General features: G+C 59.5%; 14 protein-coding genes and 1 riboswitch. Of the genes, 9 read left to right on the top strand and 5 right to left on the bottom strand.

All coding sequences use genetic code 11. The annotated features are described in order from the left end of the window. Positions 1 to 29: 29 nt before the first annotated feature. Positions 30 to 611 (bottom strand): QsdR family transcriptional regulator, encoded by a 582-nt coding sequence (locus HP15_RS19475; protein ID WP_014579065.1) that lies wholly within the window; start codon positions 609 to 611, stop codon positions 30 to 32. 160 nt (positions 612 to 771) lie between these two features. Here HP15_RS19475 and HP15_RS19480 point away from each other — a divergent pair, with 160 nt between their 5' ends. From HP15_RS19480 to msrB, 3 genes are all read left to right on the top strand, one after another. Next, positions 772 to 1,473 (top strand): response regulator transcription factor, encoded by a 702-nt coding sequence (locus HP15_RS19480; RefSeq protein ID WP_014579066.1) that lies wholly within the window; start codon positions 772 to 774, stop codon positions 1,471 to 1,473. Positions 1,474 to 1,475: 2 nt separating this feature from the next. Continuing rightward, positions 1,476 to 2,975 (top strand): sensor histidine kinase, encoded by a 1,500-nt coding sequence (locus HP15_RS19485; RefSeq protein ID WP_014579067.1) that lies wholly within the window; start codon positions 1,476 to 1,478, stop codon positions 2,973 to 2,975. Positions 2,976 to 3,054: 79 nt separating this feature from the next. Beyond that, on the top strand, positions 3,055 to 4,278 hold the full coding sequence (gene msrB, locus HP15_RS23025; RefSeq protein WP_014579068.1) for a peptide-methionine (R)-S-oxide reductase MsrB: 1,224 nt from the start codon (positions 3,055 to 3,057) through the stop codon (positions 4,276 to 4,278). 1 nt (position 4,279) lies between these two features. Here the strand turns inward: msrB and HP15_RS19495 are convergent, their stop codons facing one another. Further along, entirely contained in the window at positions 4,280 to 5,008 is a 729-nt protein-coding gene (locus HP15_RS19495) for a 3'-5' exonuclease (RefSeq protein WP_014579069.1), read from the bottom strand. Then, positions 5,001 to 6,875, bottom strand: coding sequence for a putative nucleotidyltransferase substrate binding domain-containing protein (locus HP15_RS19500; RefSeq protein ID WP_014579070.1), 1,875 nt, complete (start codon positions 6,873 to 6,875; stop codon positions 5,001 to 5,003). Before HP15_RS19500 ends, HP15_RS19495 begins: the two co-directional genes overlap by 8 nt. Before the next feature lie 122 nt (positions 6,876 to 6,997). Beyond that, positions 6,998 to 7,220: riboswitch (cobalamin riboswitch) on the top strand. A gap of 135 nt (positions 7,221 to 7,355) precedes the next feature. Between HP15_RS19500 and HP15_RS19510 the strand changes: the two genes are divergently transcribed. From HP15_RS19510 to HP15_RS19535, 6 genes are all read left to right on the top strand, one after another. After that, positions 7,356 to 9,194, top strand: a complete 1,839-nt coding sequence (locus tag HP15_RS19510) for a TonB-dependent receptor plug domain-containing protein (protein WP_014579072.1) — start codon at positions 7,356 to 7,358, stop codon at positions 9,192 to 9,194. Positions 9,195 to 9,224: 30 nt separating this feature from the next. Beyond that, on the top strand, positions 9,225 to 10,109 hold the full coding sequence (locus tag HP15_RS19515) for a cobalamin-binding protein (protein WP_014579073.1): 885 nt from the start codon (positions 9,225 to 9,227) through the stop codon (positions 10,107 to 10,109). Next, on the top strand, positions 10,096 to 11,070 hold the full coding sequence (locus HP15_RS19520; protein ID WP_014579074.1) for a FecCD family ABC transporter permease: 975 nt from the start codon (positions 10,096 to 10,098) through the stop codon (positions 11,068 to 11,070). Before HP15_RS19515 ends, HP15_RS19520 begins: the two co-directional genes overlap by 14 nt. After that, positions 11,070 to 11,834 (top strand): ABC transporter ATP-binding protein, encoded by a 765-nt coding sequence (locus HP15_RS19525; protein ID WP_041645928.1) that lies wholly within the window; start codon positions 11,070 to 11,072, stop codon positions 11,832 to 11,834. The genes HP15_RS19520 and HP15_RS19525 overlap by 1 nt, the downstream gene beginning before the upstream one ends. A gap of 70 nt (positions 11,835 to 11,904) precedes the next feature. Continuing rightward, positions 11,905 to 12,255 carry a RidA family protein gene (locus tag HP15_RS19530; protein WP_008177087.1) on the top strand — a complete coding sequence of 117 codons (351 nt, stop codon included), beginning with the start codon at positions 11,905 to 11,907 and terminating at the stop codon, positions 12,253 to 12,255. A 76-nt stretch (positions 12,256 to 12,331) separates the two neighbouring features. Then, positions 12,332 to 13,180, top strand: coding sequence for a sulfurtransferase (locus HP15_RS19535; RefSeq protein ID WP_014579076.1), 849 nt, complete (start codon positions 12,332 to 12,334; stop codon positions 13,178 to 13,180). Between the two features lie 29 nt (positions 13,181 to 13,209). Here the strand turns inward: HP15_RS19535 and HP15_RS19540 are convergent, their stop codons facing one another. Both HP15_RS19540 and HP15_RS19545 read right to left on the bottom strand, forming a co-directional pair. After that, complete coding sequence (locus tag HP15_RS19540) at positions 13,210 to 13,734, bottom strand: cytochrome b (protein ID WP_014579077.1); 525 nt, start codon at positions 13,732 to 13,734, stop codon at positions 13,210 to 13,212. 63 nt (positions 13,735 to 13,797) lie between these two features. Further along, on the bottom strand, positions 13,798 to 14,151 hold the full coding sequence (locus HP15_RS19545; protein WP_008177093.1) for a hypothetical protein: 354 nt from the start codon (positions 14,149 to 14,151) through the stop codon (positions 13,798 to 13,800). Positions 14,152 to 14,156 lie beyond the last annotated feature (5 nt).

Consider the following 14,156-nt stretch of genomic DNA (forward strand, 5'->3'; position numbering starts at 1 on the left):
GGACCTGAGCGAGTTCTGAGTGATCCGCTCTACGCTTTTCCTCCCAGCAAAATCCGCACGGCCGTACAGGCATCCTCCAATTCTGCCTCCCTGGGTTCCCGCCCGGCGATGATGTCGCTGTAAAGGCAGGACTCTGCCAGTCGGATCATGAAGTAAGACAGGCTGAAGATGTTCATTGGTGGCTTGATATGCCCGGCCGCAACCTGGTCTTTCAGCATCCGCGTGTTGGTTTCCACCGTGCGGGTGTGGAGAATGGATTGCGACGAGGTGAGGATTTTCAGGGCATATTCCGGATCCTGGTTGATGAATCGCCGCAGCGGCTCGAAGTGCAGGATCGCGGAGTTGGTGCGGCGGTACACGCCGACAATGTAGTCCACGCCAGTGCCGGGCGTTTCGGCCATGGCCTGTCGCCAGAGGGGTTCGTACAGGGACCAGAGAATCTCGCCGATCAGTAGATCCTTGTTGCCGACCCAGCGAAACAGGGTGGCGCGGCCAATTCCAAGCTCATCAGCCAGCGGCGCCAGGTGAATGCGCTCACCCTTGAGCCACATGCGACGTGCTCGCTTGAACGCCTCGGCCGGTGTTGCCCTGGTTACGGTTTTGTCTGCCACTGAAACCTCATGCCCGAATTTGGATTCATTTTAACGGCTAAACCCGGAGCCGGCTATGCGCGCGGTTCTGAGGGCTTGTGATGGTTTTGTGAACTTTTCCGCCTACACTCTGCCATGAAAGCATCGAAAGCCACCGGCAAATTCAGCGAAGCCCATCACCATGACGCGAACGGTACTGATTATTGAAGACAACCCCGGCATCGGTGAGCTGGTCCGTATGCAGGTTTCAGATCTGGGAATGAAGCCTGTGCTCGTGGACCGGGGGGATACCGGCCTGGAACGGTTCCGTGAGGGCGGCGTCGACCTGGTTATTCTGGATCTGATGTTGCCTGGCCTGGATGGTTTGGCGGTGTGCCGCGAGATTCGTGCCTGTCCGGGCTACGTACCAGTTCTGATGTTGACGGCAAAGAGCACAGAGCTGGATCGGGTCCTGGGCCTGGAGATGGGCGCGGACGATTACCTGACGAAGCCGTTCAGCGTGGCGGAGCTGGCAGCCCGCATCAAAGCGCTTTTCCGACGGGTAGACGCACTCTCTCAGGCAGCGCCTGCCGGCGATCAGGCTGATGAGATTGAGGTGGACGGGCTTCGGATTGATCCGGTTCGCCGGCGAGTGTTTGTGGATGATCGGGAAGTGGACCTGACCGCCCGCGAGTTCGACCTGCTCTGGCACTTTGCCTCCCATCGGGGCCGGGTGTTCAGCCGGGCGCAATTGCTCGATTCTGTGTGGGGTTACAACCATGAGGGCTACGAGCATACCGTGAACACCCACATCAACCGACTGCGCAACAAGATTGAAGCCGATCCCGCCGACCCACGATACGTCCAGACGGTCTGGGGTGTTGGCTATCGGTTCATGGATTAGCGATGGCCCTGTCTGTCTTCCGCACCCTTTATGCCCGGCTGGCGATCGGTCTGTTCCTGCTGCTGCTTGTGGTGGGTGGGCTCTTTACCTTTCTGAGTCTGGCTTCGGTGAGGGAATACTCGGCTGCGGTCAACCAGCAGCTGAACCGCGACCTCGCCCGTAACCTGGTGTCTGACCGCAACCTCGTAACCGATGGCAAGCTCAACCGCGATGCCCTGAAGCAGCTCTTCGAGCTGTACATGACCATCAACCCCAGTATCGAAATCTACCTGCTGGATACCGAAGGTAATATCCTTTCCTACTCCGCCGACCCGAACAAGATCAAGCGCAACCGGGTATCCCTGGAACCGGTACGCACGCTGCTTGAAAACCCGGGCGCTTACCCGCTGCCCGGCGATGATCCGCGCAGTCATGACCGGCGGAAGGTGTTCTCGGTAACGCCGGTGCCTTCGGCTGCGGATCCAACGGGTTATCTGTACGTGGTTCTGCGCGGCGAGGAGTACGACCTGGCCGAGAGCATGGTGCACAGTAACCGGCTCCTCCAGTTAGGCGCGGGCGCGCTGGCGGTGAGCCTGTTCGTGGGCCTGCTGGCCGGGCTGGTGTTCTTCCGATTGCTGACGCGTCGGCTGTCGCGGCTGACCGAGCGGGTGGAATCCTTCGAGCGCGGCATGTCGCCGGAGCGCGCCGCCGCGGTGGCGGGCAAAGGCGATGACATTGATTACCTGGCCGCCCGGTTCGATCAGATGGCCCAGCGAATTGTTGCCCAGCTGGACCTTCTGAAACACAAGGATGCCCAGCGCCGGCAGCTGGTTGCCCAGGTCTCCCACGATCTGAGAACGCCACTGGCATCCATCCAGGGTTATATCGAAGCCTTGCGCATGAAACAGGACACGCTCGCCGCCGAGGAGCGGGCACGTTTCCTGGATGTGGCCCTGACCGAAAGCCACCGGCTTGGTCGCCTTGTGGAGGAACTGTTTGAACTTGCCGCACTGGATGCCCGGGAGAAACAGCCGAAGACGGAACCGTTTGTGGTTGCCGAACTGCTGCATGACGTGGTGCAGAAGCACCAACCCGAGGCGGAGCGCGCAGGCGTTGCCCTGTCGATTGTTTCCGTCGCTCCGGTCCAGGTGCTGGCGGATATCGCCATGACCGAGCGGGTATTGGATAACCTGATCAGCAACGCCATCAGCCATTCGCCGAAAGATACGGAGATCACACTGGGCGTTGTCGAACAGGCCGGGGGTGCGCAAATTACCGTCGCCGACGCTGGCCCCGGTATCGATGATGAGGACCTGGAGCACGTCTTCGAACCCTTTTATCAGGCCGCAGGTGCGTCCAGGACGGGCCATGCCGGTCTGGGGCTCGCGATTGCCCAGCGAATGGTGACGCTGCAGCAGGGAAAACTCTCGGTACGCAATGCCGATGGCGCCGTTTTCAGTGTCTGGCTGCCCCTGGCCCGCGACAGCTCGGTCGCGGGCGGCGAAAAATCCACAGCGTTATGAATTCGTAATACCTGGTGAACGTTTTCGTGAATCCACCGCCCTACGCTGTAGGTATGGAATCACGTGAAGGAGATATCTGATGAAACGCAAGATTATGGGTCTGTTTTCCGCAGTGGCATTTGTCTCTGCAGTTGGTCTGTTCACCACCTACGCGGTTGCCGAAAAGTCGGAGTCGCAGATGAGCAAATACGCACCGGATCAACCGGGTCTGGCCGTGGCGACCTTTGCTGGCGGTTGTTTCTGGTGTGTTGAGGCCGGGTACGAAAAGCGGGTGCCGGGCGTGGTGGAAGTAGTCTCGGGCTATTCTGGTGGGAAAGAGGCAAGCCCCTCCTACAAGCAGGTTGCCTCGGGGCAGACTGGCCATACCGAAGCGGTACAGGTCTATTACGACCCCAACGAAATGACATACGAGGGCTTGTTGCAGGCGCTCTGGCGGATGATGGACCCGACCGATAATCAGGGTCAGTTTGTGGACCGCGGCCAGCAGTATCGTCCTGCTATTTTCTACCATAACGCTGAGCAGAAGCGCCTGGCCGAGGCGGCCGTTGCAGAATTGGAGGCATCCGGAGTTTACGAGAAACCCGTGGTGATCGAAATCGTGCCGTTTGAGAAATTTTACCCGGCGGAGGAATACCACCAGGATTATTACGACAAAAACCCCGTGCGCTACAACTTCTACACCTTCAACTCTGGACGCTATCAGTTTATCGAGAAGGTGTATGGCGAAGATTACGAGCTCGATTACACCCGGTTCCAGGAGAATGCCACAGTGGACGCCAGTGACGATCTGGTGGGCGATGAAAGCGCCAGCACAGAGCCCGGCCAGATGGGCGTTGGCTTCGATCCGGCAAGCTTTGAAAAGCCGGCCCAGGATGTCCTGAAGCAGCGCCTGACGGATATGCAGTACGAGGTGACCCAGGAAGACGGCACCGAGCCGGCGTTTAACAACAAATACTGGGACAACAAGAAGCCAGGACTCTACGTGGATATTGTCTCCGGCGAGCCGCTGTTTTCTTCACGGGACAAGTACAAATCCGGTACCGGCTGGCCCAGCTTTACCCGGCCGATCACACCAGACGCGGTGGTGGAACGTGAGGACAACTCGTTCTTCATGACCCGTACGGAAATCCGCAGCAGCCACGCGGATTCCCACCTTGGCCATGTCTTCAACGATGGCCCTGCGCCAACCGGACTACGCTACTGCATGAACTCCGCGTCTATGGACTTTATCCCGCTGGAGAAGATGGAAGAGGCCGGTTATGGCAAATGGGTTGATGACGTCAGATCAGAGAGCGACGCCTGACTCACAACCACAAATCCGCCACCCGGGTGTCCCGGCTGAAATGGTGCAACACCTGGGCCTGCAGGAGTTCAGCCGTGGCAACCGCATCAATCAGGGCGTTGTGGGCGGCATAGTGAGGCAGCCCATAACGCAGCCGGCTATCAGCCAAGCGAATCGACACGGGCTTCTTCCCCAGCAGTTGTTGCCAGCGTGACGGGTTTCGGTCCGGGTGCAGGTGAGCCTCAATGGCCATGGTATCGATCAACGGAAACCGGATTCCTTCCCCCAGGCGCCATTGCAGGGCAACGTCGAAGAACGATCTCTCGATGTTGCGGTAGTGAACCACGGGGATACGCCCGTTCAGGCAGGCAAACAGATCCTTCAGGATATCGTTCAAATCCGGGGCCTGGTCGATATCACTGTGGGTAATGCCGTGGATAGTAATCGAGGTCTGGTGTAGCGGGAGCTTGGGCCGCACGATCCAGTGGCGGGCTTTGCCCAGCTGGATGCCGTCGAGCGTAAACGGCACCAGACCGATACTGACAATCGAATGTTGATTGGCGTCCAACCCGGTGGTCTCGAAATCGAGCGCGACAAAGGGCACCTCGGATAAGGGCGTCTCCGGCGACACACACCCACTCTCGTAATAGGCTTTAAGAATCGGGGACTTGCTCTGCTCCGCCAGGGCCTTGAATTGCTCGGGCCATGGCAGGCGTGTAACAGAATTCTCGGCCTGCTCCTCACTAGACATTACGGGCCACCCCGGCGTGATACCGGAATTTCAGGAACTTCTGGGCACCGCTGACTACCTGGAACGCATCCTTGAGATGGCTGCGCTCAAACGGTGAAAGGTCTTCGGGCCGTACGTTGTTGTCCGGCTGCCGGTCAGCCTCGATTGCCAGGGCCTGGTGTCGGATACGAACGATGGAGATAAACTCAAGCGCATCCCTCAGGTTGCCCAGATCGTCGTCCAGCAGGAGCTTGGTGTTGCCAATGGCTTTCAGTCGTTCGAACGAGTTCTGTGCACGGGAGCCGCAGGCCAGGGCGTGCACCCGGATCAGATCCGACAGGGGCGCTGTTCCGCGACGTTTCAGGTTGAAGGTCTTCTGGTGCTTGCCATCCTCTTCCAGCACGAAGGTCCGGAAAAAGCCGATCGGCGGCGTGCGGTTCAGGGCGTTGCGCGCCAGCATTGCCAGGAACCGCTGGCTGTTGCTGGCTTTGTCCGCCACCAGTGTCTTTAGCTGTTCGGCAAAGTCGGTCTCGCCGTAGATGCCATCCAGATCAAAGAAAATATTGCTGTTTAACAGAGCCTCGGCTTTCGGATTATCAATCCAGTCGGTGAAGTAGTCCTTCCAGACGCGTAGTGGCTGCCGCCATTTCTGGTTGGTGGCCATGATGTCGCCGGTGCAGTAGGTATAGCCGCACTCCGCAAGGCCATCGCTGACGAATTTCGCCAGCGCCAGGAAGTATTCGTCGTGTTCTTCGGGCACAAAGCTGTCGTCCAGGATCATGGCGTTATCCTGGTCCGTGACCACCAGTTGCTCGTCCCGCGCCATGGAGCCAAGGGCCATAAAGCAGTAGGGCACGGGTGGGGGGCCGAGTTTCTCTTCGCCCAGTGTCAGCAGGCGCTGTGTAAAGCTGCGCCCGATACCGGCCATGGCACTGCCAATCATGTGGGAGTTGGCATCTTCGTTCACCATGCGAACAAAGCTGTCCCGCACATCCAGGCTGATCTTCTTCAGCCCTTTTACATCCTGCTGATGGTAGATGTTGCTGACCAGGTATAGGCTGCTCTGACTCTCGTACTTTACGATGTCAGACAGCGCAATCACGCCGCGAACCTCATCCCGATCCATCACCGGAAGATGGTGCACATTGTTGTGCAGCATGGTGAGCATGGCCTCGAATATGAACATGTTCGAGCGGATGGTGATCAGATCCTCCGACATGATCTCGCTGATCGGAGTTTCCGAGGCCAGGGCTTCGCTAAGGGCCCGGGTGCGCAGGTCCCGGTCGGTAATGATGCCCTTGAGCAGGGGCTTTTCACCTTCCTCGTCCATCAGTAGCAGTGCGGAGACGCCGTTTTCGGTCATGATCCGCGCCGCTTCCTGCAGGCGAACGGTGTGGGGCGCTGATACCGGCTCCCGGGCAATCAACCGGGTAACCTTGGACGTCATCAGCTGGTTGGACTTTTCGCGACGGGAAACGGCGGATCGCAGGCGGCTTCGGTCTTCAATTTCAACGAAATCGGCGAAGTTGTCGTCATTTTCCCAGAGGTACTGGAACGTATCGTAAGGAATCTTGTAAAGCAGGACGTCTTCCAGGGCTTTGGCTGGGAAGCGCACTTTCCGATTCATCAGCAGGCCAAACTGGCCGAAGACTTCGCCCTCGCTGATGCGGTTGTACAGCTCCCCGGTGCGCCGATAGATCTCGACGGCGCCACTGCGCACGTAATACAGCCAGCTGCTCGGGTCACCCAGTTCGAGGATCTGGCTCCCGGCCTTGAAGTACACAATCTCGATGTCGCCAACCACTCTGTCGAGCAGCTCCTCGGCCATCTCGTCAAACGGCGGGTATTGAGCCATGTGATTGCGGATGTCGACCAGCTCGGCCTGCATAAAACTCCCTGTTCTGGCGAAGAATAAGTGATTGTCAGTCATGGAATATAGCAGTGGCAGAGGTCTGCGGCCATGTCGACCTTTGATGGATTTCATTGACCGCTTACCCGGGTGTTGCTAGCCTTGCCACACTTTTTTCAGGTGTCCGTCGCAAAGCGCGACGGGTGAAACGGGAAATCGGTGAGCCTGGTAATGCCAGTGCAAGGCCGATGCTGCCCCCGCAACGGTAAGCAGGACAACGGCAATCTGTGCGCCACTGTGTCGCCACGACATGGGAAGGTGATTGCCCGGGAACCCAGGGTTCCGCCTGCCAGCCCGGAGACCGGCCTGGAAAAACACCCGATGTTGCGGTGGGCAACCTGGGTGGGTGATATGCCGGTTCCGCTCTCCTGACACCTGTCTACCGCCTGCCCTCATTCCCTGTTCCGCAACAAAACCCAGATTCCCGTGCGGGTGCGCGCGGAGTGCGGAGCAAGTTTCATGTTCAGAATTCAAAGCCCTGTTTTACTGGCCGGCCTTTCCCTGGCTGCCTTGCCGTTGGCCGCTTCGGCCCAGTCTGCCCCAGAAACCGATGCCCTTGACCCGATCGTGGTTACCGCGACACTGGGGCCGAAGACCGTTGGAGAGAGTCTGTCTTCGGTTACCGTCATCGACAAAGAGGATATTGATCGGCAACAGCCCGCGGAATTCCGCGACCTGCTGCGCGCGCAGCCGGGGATCAACGTGGTGTCGGACGGCAGCTACGGCAAGACTACCAGCGTATTCCTGCGTGGCGCGGGGAGCTCTGGTACGGTGCTGCTTCTCGATGGTATCCGACTGCGCTCTGCCTCTGCGGGCATCCCTCCCTGGCAGTTTTTGCCTCCGGAATTGATGGAACGGGTTGAACTGGTGCGGGGCGCGAAGAGCTCCCTCTACGGTGCCGATGCGGTGGGCGGTGTCATCCAGGCGTTCACTCTGGAACCGGAGGCCGGACGCCAGGGTTGGGGCGAGCTAAAAGGAGGCTCCCATGAAACCCGCGAGGTTAACGCTGGATTGGCTGGCCGGGAGGGCCGTTCCTCGTTCCTGGCCAGTGGCGTCTATTCGGACACCGATGGCACCAATCTGAGAGATGGCGGTGAAGACAAGGGCTTTCGGAACACCGGCGGCCTGGCGAAGCTGAGCCACAGTTTTGATCTGGGCGGTGGCGCAGGGCTGACCGTGTTCCAGTCTGAAGGCAACACCGAGTTTGAAGGCGGTGATACCGATTTCCTGATCCGTGCCATGGGTCTGCATCTGGAGGCTGTTGCCAGTGACTACTGGCGCACAAGGATCCAGTTCTCGGAAGCCCGCGATGAACAGGATACCTTCGGAGCCAATCCCAGTACTTTCGACACACTGTCTCGCTCAGCGCGCTGGGAAAACACCCTGACGGCCGGTGTTCATGAGCTGGTTCTGGGTACGGAGGTCATGATTGATGAAGTGGATGGCACCAGCAACTTTACAGAAGATAGCCGGACCAACAGCGCAGTCTTTGGGCAGGGCCGTCTGAACTTTGATGCCACCGATCTGATGCTCAGTCTGCGTCTTGATGACAACGAGGCCTACGGGAAAGAGGAGACTGGCGGCGTGGCCTTTGGTCATCAGCTGGACCGCGCCCATCGTTTTCGCCTCAGCTATGCGACCTCGTTCCGGGCGCCAACCTTTAACGATCTTTACCTGACGGTGCCGTTCTACACCGGTAATCCCGACCTCGACGCAGAAGAGGGGCAGATGGTCGAGGCCGGTTTCTCCGGACGATATGACCAATGGTACTGGGATGTTGCCCTCTATCAGAACGATGTGAAGGACCTGATTACCTATGTTTCTGACCCGGCGACGTTTGAGGGCACCATGGAAAATGTCGAAACGGCCAGAATCCGTGGCGTTGAGGTTTCGTCCGGTATTGAGACGGCTGACTGGAATCTGGCGGCAGCGGTAACCTACGCGGATACCGAGAATCGTGATACCGGCGCACGTCTACCACGCCGTGCGGAAAAGAATGTGCGTTTGGATGTCGATCGTCTGTTCTCTCAGTGGTCCGTGGGCGCCAGCTTTATCGCCGAGAGTGACCGCTATAACGATGCAGCGAATACCAGCCTGCTGCCAGGCTATGGCACTGTGGACTTGAGGGCGGCCTGGAACTTCCAGCCTGGCTGGTCGGCATCGTTCAAGGTGGATAACGTATTGGACCGTCGCTATGCCACAAGCATCGGATATGACAGTGCCACCTTCGCGCCTTTCGACTATCTGGCCGCAGGCCGAACCTTCATGGCCTCGGTGCGCTATGATTTCCAGCAGTAAATTCACCGATCTGAGAGGCTCACTCCGTCGATGAGGCGCCCCTGGCTCGCTGCATTGTTTGTGCTGTCTCTGCTTGTGCCCTCGCTGGCACAGGCGGAGAGGCCCTGCGTAAGCGACGCGCTGGACCAGCGTGTATGCCTGGCCGAGCCCGCGCAACGCGTTGTTTCCCTGTCGCCGGGTGCCACCGAGCTGCTGTTCTCCGCAGGGGCCGGTGACAGGCTCGTTGCCGTGAGTGCCTGGAGCGATTATCCCGCAGAAGCTGCGGACTTGCCGCAGGTGGGCGACAGCAATCGCCTGGACCTGGAAGCCATTGTCTCGCTGGCGCCAGACCTGGTGGTGGCCTGGGTGGATGGCAATTCCCGCAGCCAGCTGGAACGCCTGTCAGATCTTGGCATTCACGTTTTCTGGCTTGCTCCGCGGACGTTTGACGACATTGCCGCGGCGGTATCGGATCTGGCGTTGCTGACAGGATTACCGGATCTGGGCAATGAGCGGGCCGAAGCGTTTCGTGCAGATATGGCCGCGCTTGAATCTCAGTATGCCGATGCCAGACCAGTTAAGGTGTTCTACCAGATATGGGATCAGCCACTGATGACCGTGAACCGGGAAGAGCTGATCAGCAAGGCCATAAGCCTGTGCGGCGGCGTTAATGTGTTCGGCGAGTTGCCACGGCTGGTGCCCCGGATCAGTCGGGAGGCGGTTCTGGAAGCCAACCCCGAGGCCATTATTACCGCCGGATCGTCAGACGACAGGCAGTGGCTGGAGGCCTGGCGTGAGTTTCCGGGCCTGGCAGCGGTAGCCGCGGGCAACCTCTTCCTTGAACCACCTGACCTGCTGGCACGCCCGACGCTACGTATGGCAGAGGGTGCCATGCACCTGTGTCAGACCCTGGAGCAGGCCCGTGCCAATCTCTAGCCCTTCCAAGCCCCTCCTGATTCTGCTGCTGGCGGGCTTTCTGGCGGCACTGCTCTCCGTCAGCATTGGCAGTACGTCCATCGGTTTTGGTGACACTCTGAGGGTGATCACCGGCAGTGGCACCGAGTTGCAGCAAACGCTGATTCTGGAGCTGCGCCTGCCTCGCACCCTGAGCGCGTTCGCAACTGGCGGATTGCTGGCCGTGGCCGGAGCACTTATGCAGGTATTGTTGCGAAATCCCCTGGCCGATCCTTATGTGTTGGGGCTTTCTGGTGGCGCGGCAGTGGGTGCGTTATTGGCCATGCTGGCCGGCGCTGCCGGTTTTCTGATATCCGGCTCCGCGTTTGCAGGTGCCATGCTGGCCACCCTGCTGGTGTTTGGTTTGGCTCACGGCAGTGGCAGCTGGACCCCATCGCGGCTGTTGCTTACCGGTGTGGTGGTCGCCGCCGGCTGGGGCGCCATGATTACCCTGATCCTCTCGATGACCCCGGCCAGCCGATTGCCGGGCATGCTGTATTGGTTGATGGGCGATCTTTCCCACGCCGCCACTCCGTGGCCGGGACTGATCATTCTTGTGCTCGTATGCCTGATGGTGTTTCCTCTGGGCCGGGCCCTGAACGTGCTGGCACGGGGCTCCCTGCAGGCGGCGGCGCTGGGCGTTTCGGTGCGGCCACTGGAATGGTCGATCTACCTGATGGCCAGCCTGCTGACCGCAGCCGCCGTCACCATGGCCGGTTCGGTTGGTTTCGTTGGCCTGGTGATACCGCACATGTTGCGGCTGGTGCTGGGCAACGACCAGCGCCTGATTCTGCCGGCCTGCGCACTGGCGGGCGGTACGCTGCTGGTGCTGGCGGATACCCTGGCGCGGGTGGTGATTGCGCCGGAGCAGTTGCCGGTTGGGGTGATCACCGCGCTGATCGGCGTCCCGACCTTCCTGTACCTGCTGTATAGGAGCCGATGATGACACGCCTGGCAACCGAAGCGCTGATTATCGACATTCCGGGCCGCAGCTCAGGCGTTCCCCTGAATCTGGCCATCGAACCGGGACAGGTCTGGGGCGTGCTGGGCCCTAACGGTGTGGGTAAAACCACCTTGCTCCATACTCTCGCAGGATTGCGGGAGCCCAGAAGCGGAAAGCTGCTGCTTGATGGAACGCCGTTGGACGGCATCCGCCGCAAGACCGTATCGCAACGCATGGGCCTGGTATTTCAGGACCGGCAGGATGGATTCCCGGCAACGGCACTGGAAACCGCCCTGATCGGCCGCCACCCCTGGTTATCGCCTTGGCAGATGGAGAGTGGTGATGACCTCGCGATTGCTGAAAGGGCTCTAATAGAGCTGGACGTGATCCACCTGAAAGATCGCCTGGTAAACACCCTCTCCGGCGGTGAACGCCAGCGGGTAGCCATTGCTACCCTCATGACCCAAAGCCCCGAAATCTGGCTCCTGGACGAACCCACCAATCACCTGGATTTACAGCACCAGACCGCCGTTATGAAGCTGCTGCGCCAGCAGGCAGCGTGCGACCGGGGCGTGTTCATGTGCCTCCACGACCTCAACCTGGCTGCGCGATGGTGCGACCAGATCCTCCTTCTGTACCCCGACGGTCAGGCCTGCTGGGGACCGGCCCGCGACATGCTGGTGACTTCTGCACTCGAAAGCCTGTTTGGCCAGCGTTTGCTATCTGCCGAACTGGATGGTTTTCCGGTGTTTGTGCCGGGCTGAAGTGTGAGGCTTTATCCTCGAGCCCGTTATTGGTTATATAGTCACTCAAATCCCCAACAAGGCCATCACCATGACCATTGAACGTATTTCCACCAACAGCCGAATGAGCAAGATCGTAAAACACAACGGCACTGCTTACCTTTGCGGTCAGGTTGCCAAGGACCGTAACGCCGATATTCATACCCAGGTAACCGGGATGCTGGAGAAAGTGGACGAGCTGCTCGAGACCGCCGGCTCCAGCCGCGATCGAATCCTTTCGGCAACCATTTACCTGGCAGACATGGCCGATTTCAAAGCCCTGAACGAGGTGTGGGACAACTGGGTGCCTGAAGGTACGGCGCCGGCCCGGGCCTGTGTTCAGGCTCAGATGGCGTCGCCGGAGTTGCTGGTGGAAATCTCGGTGATTGCCGCAACGTCCTGACGGCAGCCGGGAAGGTCTGGCGATTTGTCGGCCTGAGAAGTCGGCCGTTTATTTCTGGTAGGAACAGGAGCACACCATGGCGTCCCCACTCGTAACCACCGACTGGTTGCAGGAAAACCTCGATAACGAACGGTTGGTTCTTATCGACGCGAGTATGGCCACGGTTATTGGCAAGGAGCCGATCGTTTATGATCACCCGGTGTGGATACCGGGGAGTTTCCAGATTGATCTGGAGGGAACGCTCTGCAATACGGAATCGTCCCAGCTCCATGCGTTTCCTACCGAGGAACAGTTCACTCAGGAAGTTCGCAGGCTGGGCATAACGCCTGAAAGACTGGTGGTGCTTTACGACAACCAGGGAATCTATTCCGCTCCCCGGGCCTGGTGGATTCTGCGGTCGATGGGCCTCGAACAGGTTTTCGTGCTCGATGGTGGCCTGCCACAGTGGTTGGCAGAGGGGCGTGAGACGGTGTCGGCCCCGATTAATAGTGCGGCTTCCGCCGGGAACATGGCGGGCCGTCTGGACCGCGGACGGGTTCGGGATTCCGCCTTCGTGCTACAGCATTTGGACGACGAGCGAGTTTCGGTGATTGATGCGAGATCCCGGGCGCGGTTCCTGGCTCAGGCCCCGGAACCCCGCCCGGGAGTGCGCGGCGGCCATATTCCGAACTCACTCAGTCTTCCGTTTACCGAGGTGCTGGATGGTTACCGGTTTAAGCCGGTCAGTGAGCTGGAGGCAAAGTTCAGGCATCTCGGTACGAACCTTCAGCCCGGAGACGGGCATCAACTGGTGTTTTCCTGCGGTTCCGGCATCACCGCCTGCATCATTCTGCTGGCGGCCGAGCTGGCCGGGTATGACCAGCTCTCTCTTTACGATGGTTCCTGGGCGGACTGGGGCAGCGACGATTCGCTGCCGGTGGCTTGAGCCCGAGGGTTTTCCTGTATCTTGGGCCGTCAGGCCATGCGCTTCATGATCCGGTCTCCCAGCAGGTACTGATGCGCCAGGGCAGCTGCTACGTGTACGCCAATCATGAGCCACAACACGTTGGCCAGCACTTCATGAACCTCTTCCCCGCTGTCTTCCAGCCACTCGATTTCCGGGCCGTAGCCAAAGACTGTCCAGCCGAAAAAGGTAACAGGATCGCCTTCACCGAGGGAGGATGCGAGCCCTGACAGCGGCATCAGGATCATCAGGGCATAGAGCGCAATGTGCCCGAGCTTGGCCATGGTCGCCCATTGAGCCGGTGGTGTTATACGTGCGCGGTTAAGCCAGCGCCAGAGACCGCGAAAGATAACCAGCCCGAAAATGGTCAGGCCCAGGGTCTGGTGCCAGGCCATAAGCGACGCATCAGAGAGTGTGTGCTCCAGGGCTTCAAACCAGACTTCGCTGGCAAGCATTACCAGCAACATAACCGCCATTATCCAGTGCACAGCCCGGGAAACGGCACCATAGCGGTTGTCAGCGTCCATCAGTGTCATCGCGATTCTCCTTGATCAAAGGCTTGCGGGGCACCTCTCGGGCCCCGCGCTGGCTGTTGGTAATCAGCTCCGGTGTCCGCCGCGAACCGGGGCACCGTACTGGTTGAACTCCTGCTCCCGGATCAGATTCTGCTCGGCATCTCGCAGTTGGACCCGGTATGTGCCATCCGACGTTTCCTCAACGGACACATCCACGCCCGGGCCGAAGCGTCTTAGCGCCTGGCCGTAAGCCATGATGCGCATTTCGTCGGTGCTGTATTGCTTCAGATCGGAACCCATGGATTTGCCGTGGTGGCGATTCTCGTAACGATCGTCACAGTCACCTCGCCCGTAGTCGTCATCGGCAGACGCAAGCAGTGGCGTGGCGCCGAGTATCGCGGCGATGGAGAGAGCAGCAATGGTGGTCGTTTTCTTCATGGTCG

It is taken from the genome of Marinobacter adhaerens HP15 (genome assembly GCF_000166295.1).
Taxonomy (GTDB): Bacteria; Pseudomonadota; Gammaproteobacteria; order Pseudomonadales; family Oleiphilaceae; genus Marinobacter; species Marinobacter adhaerens.

What these genes read in the sequence shown, in the direction of transcription:
- HP15_RS19480 (WP_014579066.1), top strand. Translation starts at nt 772, where the DNA reads ATGACGCGAACGGTACTGATTATTGAAGACAACCCCGGCATCGGTGAG.
- HP15_RS19485 (WP_014579067.1), top strand. Translation starts at nt 1,476, where the DNA reads ATGGCCCTGTCTGTCTTCCGCACCCTTTATGCCCGGCTGGCGATCGGT.
- msrB (WP_014579068.1), top strand. Translation starts at nt 3,055, where the DNA reads ATGAAACGCAAGATTATGGGTCTGTTTTCCGCAGTGGCATTTGTCTCT.
- HP15_RS19495 (WP_014579069.1), bottom strand. Translation starts at nt 5,008, where the DNA reads ATGTCTAGTGAGGAGCAGGCCGAGAATTCTGTTACACGCCTGCCATGG.
- HP15_RS19500 (WP_014579070.1), bottom strand. Translation starts at nt 6,875, where the DNA reads ATGCAGGCCGAGCTGGTCGACATCCGCAATCACATGGCTCAATACCCG.
- HP15_RS19510 (WP_014579072.1), top strand. Translation starts at nt 7,356, where the DNA reads ATGTTCAGAATTCAAAGCCCTGTTTTACTGGCCGGCCTTTCCCTGGCT.
- HP15_RS19515 (WP_014579073.1), top strand. Translation starts at nt 9,225, where the DNA reads ATGAGGCGCCCCTGGCTCGCTGCATTGTTTGTGCTGTCTCTGCTTGTG.
- HP15_RS19525 (WP_041645928.1), top strand. Translation starts at nt 11,070, where the DNA reads ATGACACGCCTGGCAACCGAAGCGCTGATTATCGACATTCCGGGCCGC.
- HP15_RS19530 (WP_008177087.1), top strand. Translation starts at nt 11,905, where the DNA reads ATGACCATTGAACGTATTTCCACCAACAGCCGAATGAGCAAGATCGTA.
- HP15_RS19535 (WP_014579076.1), top strand. Translation starts at nt 12,332, where the DNA reads ATGGCGTCCCCACTCGTAACCACCGACTGGTTGCAGGAAAACCTCGAT.
- HP15_RS19540 (WP_014579077.1), bottom strand. Translation starts at nt 13,734, where the DNA reads ATGACACTGATGGACGCTGACAACCGCTATGGTGCCGTTTCCCGGGCT.
- HP15_RS19545 (WP_008177093.1), bottom strand. Translation starts at nt 14,151, where the DNA reads ATGAAGAAAACGACCACCATTGCTGCTCTCTCCATCGCCGCGATACTC.